Here is a 12715-nt window from a genome sequence, read left to right on the forward strand (position 1 = left end):
TTTACTCGGGCCGCGAGAATCGCGCGAACGATTTTCGTTGCTAGAAGCGGTACAGCACGGACGCCACGCCGTTGAGGTCGAGCCGCCGCTCGGTAATTGGACTGCCTGCGGCGTAATGCTCGAGGCGTCCCACAACGGCCTCGACGCTCGCCGACCAGTGCGGACTGATTTTGTAGGTTGCATTCACGTTGAAGTGAATATCGCGCATGCCGGAACCGGTATCGTAGTGCGGCAATCCCGATGCCGCGCTTTCCTGCGGCGTAATGCCGAACAGGGTCTTCGTATAGGTCGCGTTGGCCCAGGTGAGGCCTGGGCCCATCGAAATGAGCCAGTTACCGATCGGCGCCGACACGAATATATCGGCCGTCGCCGTCAGACCTTGTCCTGTTCCCGCGATGTCCTGATAGGCCGCCACCGCGCCGGTGAACGCCCACACCGTGTAATCGCCGAAGAGTCGCAGCTTCGGTCCGTAGTGCACATCGGGCAAGCCTTTGAGTCGCGCATCGTCGGACGACGATCGCGACTGGAAGTCGAAACTGACCGACATTCCGAGGTGATAGTTCTCTCCATGCAACACGTTGACGCCGAGCACATCTGGACCTTGTGAGAAAACACAGTCCTTCCATGAAATGTCCTGCACGGGGAACGGAAGCACCTGAAGCTGCGAGGAGCCAGGGTACTTCGGAAATACATACATGCCCGGCCCGACCGAGATTTTCCAGTTGCTGTCTGCCTGCGGTTCATCGGCGTATGCGACGCCCGTTGTGCAACACGCGCTTACCGCTGCGAGCGCTAACCATCGACGTCCAGAAGAGGTGATGTCGAGCCTCATGCTTTCCTCGCCACGGCGGCCAACTGTCTCAGGCGCCGCGCGAGCGCCCTTGATATGACTGGCGCTGGGTTGTTGCAGGACGCCGAAGCCGCAGCACTTTCGCGCAGGAAAACTGCGCATTCCCGCGCGACGACCTCGCGTTCGTTGTCCGATGTGATCATGTGGTACGAGTCGTCGAGCCAGATAGTGCGAAGAAACGACGCCCCGACGTTCGCCACGACGTAACGCGCGTTATGCGGGCTGGACGTCTCATCGTCGATCGCGTGAATGATGAGGCAGTCGGTGCTTATGCTCTTCAGTTTCCTGCGTACCGACTTTGCAAGCCGGCTCGCTTCGTGAAGCGCTGGCATAGCAATGGACGCGGGCCCCACTTCACTGATTCCGTCCCTCTGCATCACGCGTGCAATCTTCGAGCGCAACGCCTCGTTGCGCAGGCCATATGGTGCGTGCTCGCGATAACGGTAGCGCGAGCGCAATGGTGTGTAATAAGCGTAGTCGAGCAGAAATCGGTACCAGGGGATCGCCCAGCCGTCATAGCTGAGTGTGATCGACAACAGTATCAACGCGCGCGCGCTCGGGCGCTCTTGAGCGACGGCGGCGGCCAGCGTCGCGCCCATGGAGAGGCCGCACACCGAAACATGCCGGTGTCGCGCGGCAAGCGCGTCAAACTCGGCGACGGCTGCGCTGATCCACTGCTCCATCGGTACATGTCCGGTGCCGGCGCTGTAGCCACGAAGTTCTGGCGTGTGAGTCGCGAAGCCTTCCTCGACGAGTGCGCGAGAGAGGAACCGCAATTCCGCTGGAGAACTTGAAAGGCCGTGCAAAATGAGAACAACATGATCGTTGCCCGGAGCAGCCGGAAATTGAGAGGGGTTCATAGTCAGTCTTCCGCCCGAAGGATCAGAAATTCGCCGGACGGGGTAATGAAGCGTTCGCACACACATTCGACTGCGTGCCAACCGTGTCCGCTCGATAGAAAACGCATGCGGTGGTGACCGGGCACCAGGCGGTTGTTCAGACGCGCGAGATCATCCTGATGCACTTGCGAATGCCTGGCGCCGTAGGCGATACCCGAAATAAACGATTCGTCGTCGATGACTCCCGCAGCCGCAGAGGTTCCCTCCGCCGCGACGAAGCTGCCGGGCGGCGCGCTCGTTGCCGGATCCAGCGCCTTGATGAGAATGAGCGATCGGTTGTGCTGCGCGATGTGATGCAGCATGCGATGCATTTCATCCGTGGCGCGACGCGCGAGCAGGCGTTCGTTATCGCCACGCAGCAGCATTTCATAGCGCGAGTGCGCTACCGACGCCAGCAGTTCGGCACGATACTGCGCGCGTCTCAAGCGCTCGACCAGCGTGATGACAACAATCGTAATGATCGTGTACGAGAGCAGCAGGCGGATATCCGACGCATCGATGATGTCGATGCGTCCGTAGGGCGGGACGAACAGGTAGTCCGCGAGACAGAGTCCCGCCAGCATCACGCAGAGTGCGGGCGCGAGGCCGCAGTAATACTCTACGAGCACGGCGGCGATAAGAAAGGCGGTGCCTGGCATGATCGGGCCGAGCAGCGGGTGAAGTATCGATCGGATGGTGGCGGCGGTAAAAAGTGCAGCCGCCGCGATGATCCAGCGTTTGCGGCCTCGCGAAGCCCACCGTCGAGAGTTTTTGACTTTCATTCGTTTTATATGGCGACGTGACGTATTCCTATAAGCCGGTGATTGTGCCAGACACGTCTCTGACGTTACCCGCAATCTCGGGCAAACTTTAGTGAGACGGTAGTGCGCCTAAGCGTGGCGGCAAAGCTGATAAAGCCCCGCGCCTGGCACAGCCTATCTGCGCAGTAACGAGGAGTCGGCGGAGGCCAGGATGCCGCTTGCCCAGGCATTCATGCGCGCCGCGTGTCGCGTCGTCAATGCAAGTATCCGGGGTGCTCGAGAGCCGATTGGTGGGTCGATCTGAGAGGCCAAATTTCAAGCCAGGGGTGCAATCACTGCGCAGCTCGACTTTTACAACAGCATCGGCCGGTTACTGCAGATGCTCGCGATACCCCAGGTCTCGGGAAGCAGCGCCAATACGCCGCGTCAGCGGCGATGCGAACTGCCGCTGGCCGCAAGTTGCGGACGCACTTGCCCATAATGCTGAGCAATTCATCTCGATCGCCAATCCGCAATACAACCCGCCGCCTTGCCATCAAGACGAAAGCCAGCCACGCCCGATAGGCCATGCCAGCAGCTTTCTATACACAGCTATGAGACCGCGAGTCAGTGAAGCGCCAGACATTCTCCATAGCGGAGCAACCAACGCACAGGCTATGCACGCAACGGCGACAGCGCCTGCCATGTCCAACGGAAAATGCACCCCGACAAAGACGCGCGCCCATGCCACCGCAAGACCCGCCAGCAACATCGACAGCCCGTAGCGGCGCTCGCCGGCGAGCAGCAAGGTCAAGGCGCCGCTTGCCAACACGGTGACGTGGTCGCTCGGAAACGATGAATCCGGCGCGTGCTCGATAAAGGTATGGCCCAAGCCGATCATGAACGGCCGCGGATGCATCCACCCAAGACCGATCAGCTGATTGATACCGAGCGCCACCAGGACCGCGCAGCACACTCGCACTGCGGCGGCGCGTCGATCCTCGCCGCCTGCGAGCCACAATGCGACGAGTAAGAGCGGCACGAGATAGATCACGTCATCAGCGATAAAGCGGGCTATGTCGATGAGCCAGACGGGCGCCGATGGTGTCGCGTTGATCGACAGAAAGAGCGCGCGGTTCAGCGCTTCGAGTGCATTCATCGGTCTGGATCGCAGTGAAAATTAGCTGATCTTAGCCGCCGAACCTTATGAAAAGCTTAGGGCGCCACTGGTACGGTCTCCTGCTCCGATGTCAGGCATCGAGGCCAGGTTGCGCTACTCTTTTCGAGGCGACGACGACAAAGTGAGTTAATGAGCGGTCAGCGAGCGCCGTGTTCGGACGCACACTCCTGTGCGCACACACGCGATGCCACGTAAGATCCTCTTCAGTTCACCGCCGCCACGCCGCGAGATTGACAAGGCCTGCGCACCAGGCGGATTCGACAATGTCTGCTCGAAGGGCTCGCTTTGATCTGGAGAGAGCGCGCGCCTCGACGTGACGCACGGTTCTTCTAACGCGAATGGAAGGCAAGAGCTTCTTGCCGCGACGCCTATAGCTCTTTCTTGGAAGCGTGAACGGAGCCCGCGAATCGCACGAAAAACGCCATCTATGTTCGACCCGTCACACAAGCTTCTCCCGAGTTGCGGGACCACGATCATGGATTTCCCCTAAGAAAATCAATTTCCGTGAAAGCGGGGAGAAGGATTTGTCGTCCCATAATCGCGCCGTTAGTCCACGCGGCCGGTGCAAATGAAGATTGGCAAGCGGCCTTGTTAAAAGAAAAGGTAAAGCTGTCGATTAACCAACGTTTTGCATTCCGTTATCTTCTCTTTTGCTTTCATCTTTATTGTCATGGCAGTGGGGCAAAAAATGCCCGGCGGCGTGTGCGCGATGGAGCTAGTAGTCGTGCCTACAGGAATCGTGCTTGCGAAAATGCTCTCGCCGCGCGCGAATGCGTTCTCATCAAAAGAAGCACCGCGCTGTACCGAGGGCGTTTGACGAACTGCATCTGGGAATTAAGAACCTTGATTGAAGTTGCTTCACACGCGGCTTTTGCGGAGGGTAGTCGACCATGATGCGAAGCCTGCGCGCACGGCTGCTTGCCTGGCTGCTGGTTCCGGTCGCGGCGTTTATGTTAGTGACCGGCGTGATGTCGTATGACGCGGCTTGCGAGACCGCCGGACTTCTACAGGACAACGCATTATTTGCGTCCGCGCGGATCATCGGCGAAGACGTCGATTGGGAGGAGGGAGCACTGATCGCGAGGATTCCGCCGGCGGCGCTGGAGATATTCGAGTCGCCCTATCAGGACCAGGTGTTCTACCGGGTCGTGAAGGGACGGGACCGATTGTTGGGCGGTAACCCCGATCTCGCGCTGCCTGCTTCGGGAACGCAGGGGCCCGTATTCTACGACACCGTGCTGGACGGTAACCGTGTTCGTGCCGTGGCTTATGAGCGTGAGCTATACGACTCGGGTGCAATCGAGCCGGTCACGATCGTCGTGGGCAAAACTCAGGCCTCGTACCGGGCGATGCTGGCCAACCTCTGGCGTCCCCAGTTGCTGCGCGAGGGATGCATGCTCGCGCTCGTGATTGCGCTTGTGCTGATCGGGCTGACTTTCGAGTTGCGTCCGCTCGTCAGGCTGAAGGATGACGTCGCTGACCGCGATGCTCTGCAGCTCGAACCTGTGAATATCGAGCGCCTGCCATCGGAGCTCTGCCCGGTCGCCGACGCGATCAATCAATGCATTGCGCGGCTCAAGGTGCACGCTACGACGCAGCGCAAGTTCATCGCCGACGCCGCGCATCAGTTACGCACGCCACTCGCGTTACTCGGGGCGCAGGTTCAATGCGCGCGTCCATGCGAGAACTGCGGACCAATGCTGAGTGATGCCCTCGCGGGCATACGTCGCAGCACGGTGAAGATGACTGAAATGACCAATCAGCTGCTGTTGCTTGCACAGGCCGAGTCTTCGTCGCGCGAGCGCACGCCTGCCAAGGTCGACCTCGCCGCTGTTGTTTCATGCGTACTGGAGGAACTCGTGGACGCAGCGCAGCGGCGGGGAATCGATATTGGCGCGGAATTGAACGGAACAGCGTTCGTTGCCGGCAGCACGATGCTGCTTATCGCTCTAGTGACCAATCTCGTCGATAACGCGATCCGGTATACGCAGCCGGGCGGTCGAGTAACTGCAACCTGCGAGGAACAGGCGAACGACGTCCTGCTGCAGGTCGTCGACAACGGACCTGGCATTGCGCCGGAGTCGCGTGTCCATGTATTCGAGCGCTTCTATCGCGGGACGACTGATGCGGAAGGAACGGGCCTTGGACTGCCGATCGTGCGCGAAGTCGCGCACTCGCATGGTGGCAGTGTCGAATTGGAAGCGGTAGACGGGCACACGGGTCTCAGGGTGATCGTTCGCCTGCCGAAGTGGCGTGATTGAGGGGAGGTCCGATGAAGCTTTTACTGGTCGAAGACAACACTGAGCTTGCACATTGGATCGCGCATCTGCTGCGCCTCGAAAACTTCGCGGTGGACAGCGTGCCGGACGGCGAGTGCGCGGACATGGTGCTGACAACGCAACGCTACGACGTCGTGGTGCTCGACCTTCGGCTGCCGCGGATGGACGGCAAGGAGGTGCTCGCGCGACTGCGACGCCGCGGCGACAGAGTGCCGGTCATCATGCTGACGGCGCATGGATCCACAGACGACAAGGTGGACTGTTTCAGTACCGGTGCCGACGATTACGTGGTCAAGCCCTTCGATGCGCGCGAACTGGTCGCACGCATAAAAGCGCTCATTCGCCGACAATCGGGCGATATGACGTCATGTCTCGCGTGTGGCGATCTGCGCTACATCTGCGACACCCGTGAGTTCTTCCACAACGACGCTGGGCTCGCGCTGCGGCGCCGTGAACATACCGTCCTTGAAACACTGATGTTGCGAAAGGGTAAAACGGTATCCAAATCCGCCCTGATGGAAAGCGTTTTTTGTCTCGATGACGAACCGAGTGCGGACGCGATAGACATCTATATTCACCGCTTGCGCAAGCATCTCGCCAACTGCAGCGCGCAAATCACAACGTTGCGTGGCCTCGGCTACATTCTGCGGCCACAAGCTATCGAGTAACTTCAATCCGAACAGCGTCAACGTGGGGCGAATTGGTAGATCTACTTAGTTGTACAGATGGTACAGGAAAGGTGCGTGAAGGATTCAGGTATCTACGATTCGACGATGGCGTGACGGGTGTCTATGCAAGATCAGGCAGAGCAAGGCCAAACGCGATGAAGCGCGATCACCAACGCCGCCAATGCAGAAGCAGAACCAGCAGATTTTCAACGCAACAACTCAAGGAGACAAACTTGAAGAAGAGATACCTTACGCTGGCAGTCGCGGCCGGTGTTTGCCAGGCGACCGGTGCGCACGCACAGTCGAGTGTCCAGCTTTACGGACTGATGGACCTGAGCTTTCCGACGTACCGGACCCACGCGGACGCCAACGGCAACCACGTCATCGGCATGGGTAATGACGGCGAACCGTGGTTTAGCGGCAGTCGCTGGGGTCTGAAAGGCGCCGAGGACATCGGTGGCGGCACGAAAATCATTTTCCGACTGGAGAGCGAATTCGTCGTCGCCAACGGGGAGATGGAAGATCCAGGCCAGATTTTCGACCGCGACGCATGGGTCGGCGTCGAGAACGACACGTTCGGCAAGATCACCGCTGGCTTTCAGAATACTATTGCCCGCGACGCAGCCGCTATCTATGGCGACCCGTATGGCAATGCTCGATTGGCGACGGAAGAGGGTGGCTGGACGAACTCGAACAACTTCAAGCAGATGATTTTTTACGCGGCCAGCGCGACCGGCACGCGCTATAACAATGGCGTAGCGTGGAAAAAGCTGTTCAGCAACGGCATCTTCGCCAGCGCGGGCTATGCGTTCGGCAACTCAACGAGTTTCGGCTCCAACGCCAATTATCAGGCAGCACTCGGGTATAACGGTGGCGTCTTCGACGTGTCGGGCTTCTATAGTCACGTAAATCGCGTTGGCTTTACAAACCAGACGTGGTCGGTGGGGGGCAACTATAACTTCGGCATTCTGCGCGCCAATGCAGGCTACTTCCGGTACCTCGGCAATCAGGGTTCGCTCGGTCAGCGTCAGGATAATGCGTGGACCGTGTCGCTCAAGCTGTCGCCGAAGGGTCCGCTCGACTACCAGCTCGGCTATCAGCAGATGCGCGTGAAGAACGCCGCGTACAACGGCGATGGCGATATCCCGAACGCAAACATTGGCGCGTTCGATCCGACCTCGGGCTTGCATAACGGCTTCAAGGAAACGCTGTACGGTTCGGTGTTCTATCACCTGTCCAAGCGCACCGAAGTGTATTTGGCCGGCGATTACATGAGGCTGCATGGAGGCTACACCGTGGGCTCGACGTTCGGTGCGACCAACCAGCTCGAACTCACGACGGGCGTGCGCACCCGCTTCTGATCCTTCCGGGCCTTTGTTTCTGGCCGATTCATCGACGAAATCTGCTCCAGCCTGCGGCGACGGTTCAATCCGTTCGCCGCTTTTTTCTGTTCCGCGGGTCGAGGACGACCACCATGTCCAGAAACACTACTGTCCGCTGAGCGCTGACCAACACCGTCGCCGTTTACACCGCAGCGCTTTTGCTCGTGATCACCATGTCGACTAGCGTGGCTGAAAGCGGCCGGAACGGCGCTCGAAAAAACTAGACCGGGGAGGCGACGCGCGAACAACTGACGAAGCAGGCGCCCAACACGTTTTTCAGTGACTACCGGAGCGCCCAAGCTCGCGCTGGAGGATTATCGGGCAGACCAGCAAAAGGCACGTTTCGAGTTGACGGCGCGTTGATCGTGCTGCCCATTGATCGGGCAATTCATCATTTCGAGCGGATTGCGGCGAGTGATCTGACCAATGCGATCGATAGGCTGCGCGCCAACGGGATAGGCCGGTTGATGGCGCGGCGCTCAGGCGGAACAGGAACCAGCTTCACCGTCCACTACATGCGGCTTGACGCGGCTGACGGCGAGAGGTGTCACGTTACGAGAGGGAGATACCTTGGCGGGCCTCTCCATACAACAAAGCGCTTTTCCGGAAAAAGAGAGTTCCAGGATATGCCCTGTTTCAAAACAGACGGCCGCTGTCAAATAACGAGGACGAGTAAAAGGAAAACATCATGAGGATTCGACACTTCACCTGTGCACTGCTCGGCGTCGTCACTATCTGGTCGACCGACTGCCTGGCCGCGCATTCCGATTACGCCTATCGAACGACGGTACAGCTCGCCGGCGGCAAGACGCTGACATGCGGCGTCAATGAACCTCTGCCGAACGGCGACGTTCCCGCTGCTCTCACCCGCCGCGAGCAAACGCAAGCCGACGTCCTCGCGACCCAACGCTTGCGAGTTCTCAGCGGCCCCGAATCCGGCTATCCGTCGCCTTACACCGCGCCGACCATCATTTGCTCGAGCGCAGGCTAGGGCTGGCTGCTCCGCGCCGTCCGGTGTCCAAGGCGACGATCAGGTGCGATGCACAACATCGTCCGGAAACGGATATGACGCGGGCGGTCCAGGTCCGTTCACGGCCCGCTCAGCGCGTCGCATCCCACGCCTTTCGGAACGCCGAGGCACAAGACCTGCAAGACGCACGTAAGTGCACGTAAGCGCACGATGGACACGTCGCCGGTCGCCCGTCGCCCGTCACCGGTCGTCGGCGCTGAATCCCCGTTGTCGAGTTACTCATTGAGGCCGCATTGAGGACACTTGCCGTGCGGCCAGTATTGCAGGCTACCACTGACAAGTGGCGCCCAAGGGCCGTCTGGATCGTGCAGCGCAATCGGGTGCTGGAAGCGCATCAGCCAGTTCAAGACGACGCTGTACTCGACGCCGAGACGGTGCGAATCTCGTCGGGTAGAAGAGGCTGGGACAGGAGCCGAGTCTTTGCCCATGCGCGGCACGCCCAGACAGGCCCTTGTCTCGCAGCGTCGACTCACATATCGCTGCGCCAGATCAAGGAAAGTGATGCGCATAGATTTTCAATGCGGCGGAGATGGCCCTTAGCGGTAGCGCCGGCCTTCGGCCTTGAATTTATACAGTTCTGGCACCAGCGCAAGCAGGATGCGTTTGGGCGTGAATAACCGCGCCGAGACGTGTGTCGCGACATGCCACGTGGCAGCAACGTTCATTTTGCGGAGCCTCATGTCGGGACCGACGAGCGCGCTGACAAAGTGCAGATCCCCAAGCGCATTGCCGACTATTTTTTCTCTTATTACGGCCCGTTCCGGTGGATCGAGTGCATCAAACGAGAGCCCTGACATTTCTCGAAGTATTCGATACATGCTGTTGTAATGGTGGAGTGTTTTTGCTGCGACCATCGTTGAATCCGCCCGCAACCGTCTTTTGTATAGCCTTTGGTTCAGCACGGCGACTTTAAGCCTCTGATTCAGCATCAACGACACAAAAAAACAATTGTCTTCATATACGGTGCCATCCATGAAGCGCAGGTCGCCTATAGCAGTCCGTCGTGCGATAAGGCAGCATGGCGACACGCAATACCGCCCTTGTCGCAGCGATTGAACGATGAAATCTCCAGACCATATCGGTGAGTCTGCCAGCGGCCGCTGGTAGTAGTGTTCTTCGAGCCTGTACTCCGGTGAGCCAGGCGGGAAGACCACTGCCTCGAAGACGACGACGTCAACTTCCCGGTCCTCGAATTCCTTATAGCAGACACTCAAGGTATCGTTGTCGATGATGTCATCGCTATCCATGTAATACAGGTAGGAGCCAACTGCGACTGATGTGCCTAAGTTGCGCGCAGCAGATTGGCCGCGGTTTTGCTGACGGATATATCGGAAACGGGGATCGCGGGCACACAGCTTTTTCGCAATCGCGCCTGTGGCGTCTGTCGATCCGTCGTCTATGATAATCGCCTCCCAGTCGGTGAACGACTGTCCGGCAATGCTTTGCAGCGCTTCCTCGATGTAGTCCTGCACGTTGTAGGCCGGCACGATGATCGAAAAGGCTGGCATAGATACGTTCCTTGGCTAGTAGTTCAAACTGGCATGTGGCGCGCGCTGCCATACCCGTGATTGCAAGAGGACGGCCGGTTACGGCGACTTTCGGAAGAAGATTGGATCGACGCCGACGAGGTCGAGTGCCTGCCGCGTTGACCGGCGGCGAAAGAATGGAAAATGGGGCCCATGTTTTCACGCGCGCGCAATTGAAAACAGTGGAAAACAGTGGAAACCCTGGCCGTTATCGTTGGATTTTCGAAGGCTCCCGCAGTGGCTTGGACCGATTCGGCAAGCTTGGATCCGGTCGGTCGCTTGATTGCTGGGCGAGCCCTATGCATTTACAAACGGACCGGTTGATACATTTATCGGGGTATCAGCACGGCCACATTCCATCTCAGACCAGACTGGACGTGCACAATACGGACACGATCAAGTTCCTCAAACCCGGCCCTCAACCGTTTCCATGTGTTTATGCCGTCGGCGTGATGCCACATGCTGACGACAAGTATTCCACCGGGGGCAAGATAACGTGCGAATCGCCCGAGATAGTCGTCCGGATTCCTAAGGTAATAGAGCACTTCGTTAAAGACGATGACGTCGAACAGTTGCGAAGTCTGGAACGTGGTGACGTCCGCTACAGCGAACTCTGCTCTTTGGATGTTCGACTGGCGTGCCTTCTCGATGGCAGCTTCCGACAGGTCGATACCCAGGTAACTGGATATTGCGGCATTCGACAGCCAGCGCGCAAGGATGCCCGTGCCGCACCCAACGTCCAGAATGCGCGCCGCCGGTTTGAAGTGCAGGCAATATCCCACGATCACGCTGTACCGGCCGACTTCCTTTGTACTGGAAAGATAATCCCAAGCTCCGGAATCGTACTCGTCATTCCATGTCGTATTCGAGATCGAGGCGTTGTTCGGCTGCATAATCCACGCCTTGATTGCAACCGGCATGAACTTATGAATAGGCCATTCCATAATTTCTTTGAGTCGTCTCGCAGTGCTTACAATCCCGTTGGAATCGAACAAAGCTACCTCCTTCGAGAATCAACGTCAGCAACGCGGATGCGAGTGCCCGAATTGATGGAATGGGCAGGCGCCTATTAGCGGTTGCAGAAATCATGCTAACGGGTGGACTGTGCATGCATCGATGACGCTCCTTGATAGGGCGTACTGTGGAGGACAAATGGCGGAAAGTCACTTGCCGGCGTGGGAGGGCGAGTGGGAGCGAAGGCGGCGTTGCTCGGCGCGATCGCATCGATCTTCCTGCCGCGCACGCAGTTGCCGGTGAGATCGCGCTCGACGTTTCGCAGACTTCTCTAAAGCGTTTTTCACGAAGTCTTAAGAAATACTTAAGAACCCCTAAAAAATCCAGCAGATCAGTATGAGACGCCGTGAGCGTGTGCGGCGGTCGCCCCATCCGGCAATCCTACCGGCGGTGTCGCCGCAGACCAACGTGCTGCTGCCTTCACCGCCCAGGCACTGGCCGCTACCATTCTGCGTACGCTCAAAATCGGCTCCCAAAACAATATGTGCGGCAGCCGCAATCGGATGCTCTGAAAGAGCGGGCTATTCTCCATATTGCCGCTTAGGAAACCCTTAACTCGCCGTGTTGTGCTTTAGCACGGGGGCTTCCCGACACATTTCTTCTGCTTGATATCTGCGCACCTGCGCCTTCGTTCGCGGCTTGATTGTCGGCTGATTCAATGACGTGGAAGCGTCCCGACAGCTTTGAGTTAAGTGTTCGCGAGGAACGAGAAAGGCGCATAAGCGTCCGCTAAGGTTGCGTGCGTAGTCTGAGGCAGTTCGTCGCAACATGTCCTAACGTTGCAGTCCACGACGGACACGTAAAGACACCTGCGTGCGCAATCCACCGCAGACTTACTCAATTGGAATCCACCATGAAAAACCTACTGTCGATCAGCCTCGTCGTTATCGCCGCCGCCATGCCGGTTGCAAGTTTTGCGCAGCAACCCGAAAACGGTCCGCTGACCCGCGCGGACGTGCGCGCGCAAAGGGCTCAGGCGGCGCAAGACCATCGCACGCAGTCGAAGGTGCACTATCCGGCGACAGAGCAGTCGGCGAATCTGACCGGGGCCGCCGATACAGGCTACGGTAAGCAGCCCGGGGGGTCGTCGGAATCGCGGACGGTGCCCTCGCTGAATGCCGTCTCGTCCGGCGCGGCGAGCGGACTTTTCGCACATCATTGAGCGATG

General features: G+C 58.6%; 11 protein-coding genes. 5 read left to right on the forward strand and 6 right to left on the reverse strand.

Annotated features, from left to right (window positions below; all coding sequences use genetic code 11):
• Positions 1–40: 40 nt before the first annotated feature.
• The 4 genes from J2W46_RS26315 to J2W46_RS26330 all read right to left on the reverse strand — a co-directional run bounded on the left by J2W46_RS26315 (position 41) and on the right by J2W46_RS26330 (position 3627).
• On the reverse strand, positions 41–832 hold the full coding sequence (locus J2W46_RS26315; RefSeq protein WP_310357561.1) for a MipA/OmpV family protein: 792 nt from the start codon (positions 830–832) through the stop codon (positions 41–43).
• Positions 829–1710, reverse strand: coding sequence for an alpha/beta hydrolase (locus J2W46_RS26320; protein ID WP_310357563.1), 882 nt, complete (start codon positions 1708–1710; stop codon positions 829–831). Before J2W46_RS26320 ends, J2W46_RS26315 begins: the two co-directional genes overlap by 4 nt.
• 2 nt (positions 1711–1712) lie before the next feature.
• Complete coding sequence (locus J2W46_RS26325) at positions 1713–2510, reverse strand: DUF4118 domain-containing protein (RefSeq protein WP_131320644.1); 798 nt, start codon at positions 2508–2510, stop codon at positions 1713–1715.
• 514 nt (positions 2511–3024) lie between these two features.
• Entirely contained in the window at positions 3025–3627 is a 603-nt protein-coding gene (locus J2W46_RS26330) for a phosphatase PAP2 family protein (RefSeq protein WP_310357567.1), read from the reverse strand.
• Positions 3628–4538: 911 nt separating this feature from the next.
• Between J2W46_RS26330 and J2W46_RS26335 the strand changes: the two genes are divergently transcribed.
• The 4 genes from J2W46_RS26335 to J2W46_RS26350 all read left to right on the forward strand — a co-directional run bounded on the left by J2W46_RS26335 (position 4539) and on the right by J2W46_RS26350 (position 8968).
• Positions 4539–5909 carry a sensor histidine kinase gene (locus J2W46_RS26335; RefSeq protein ID WP_310357570.1) on the forward strand — a complete coding sequence of 457 codons (1371 nt, stop codon included), beginning with the start codon at positions 4539–4541 and terminating at the stop codon, positions 5907–5909.
• A gap of 11 nt (positions 5910–5920) precedes the next feature.
• On the forward strand, positions 5921–6595 hold the full coding sequence (locus tag J2W46_RS26340; RefSeq protein ID WP_310357571.1) for a response regulator: 675 nt from the start codon (positions 5921–5923) through the stop codon (positions 6593–6595).
• A 233-nt stretch (positions 6596–6828) separates the two neighbouring features.
• Complete coding sequence (locus J2W46_RS26345; RefSeq protein ID WP_310357574.1) at positions 6829–7956, forward strand: porin; 1128 nt, start codon at positions 6829–6831, stop codon at positions 7954–7956.
• A 709-nt stretch (positions 7957–8665) separates the two neighbouring features.
• Positions 8666–8968 carry a hypothetical protein gene (locus J2W46_RS26350; protein ID WP_310357577.1) on the forward strand — a complete coding sequence of 101 codons (303 nt, stop codon included), beginning with the start codon at positions 8666–8668 and terminating at the stop codon, positions 8966–8968.
• A gap of 575 nt (positions 8969–9543) precedes the next feature.
• On the opposite strand, the gene J2W46_RS26355 is transcribed toward J2W46_RS26350, so the two are convergent.
• On the reverse strand, positions 9544–10515 hold the full coding sequence (locus J2W46_RS26355) for a glycosyltransferase family 2 protein (RefSeq protein ID WP_310357582.1): 972 nt from the start codon (positions 10513–10515) through the stop codon (positions 9544–9546).
• Positions 10516–10862: 347 nt separating this feature from the next.
• The gene (locus J2W46_RS26360; RefSeq protein ID WP_310357585.1) at positions 10863–11528 is read right to left on the reverse strand and encodes a class I SAM-dependent methyltransferase; all 666 of its coding nucleotides are present in this window, start codon (positions 11526–11528) and stop codon (positions 10863–10865) included.
• A gap of 872 nt (positions 11529–12400) precedes the next feature.
• Here J2W46_RS26360 and J2W46_RS26365 point away from each other — a divergent pair.
• On the forward strand, positions 12401–12709 hold the full coding sequence (locus J2W46_RS26365) for a DUF4148 domain-containing protein (protein WP_020067641.1): 309 nt from the start codon (positions 12401–12403) through the stop codon (positions 12707–12709).
• Positions 12710–12715 lie beyond the last annotated feature (6 nt).

This window comes from Paraburkholderia strydomiana (assembly GCF_031456815.1).
Classification (GTDB): domain Bacteria; phylum Pseudomonadota; class Gammaproteobacteria; order Burkholderiales; family Burkholderiaceae; genus Paraburkholderia; species Paraburkholderia caledonica.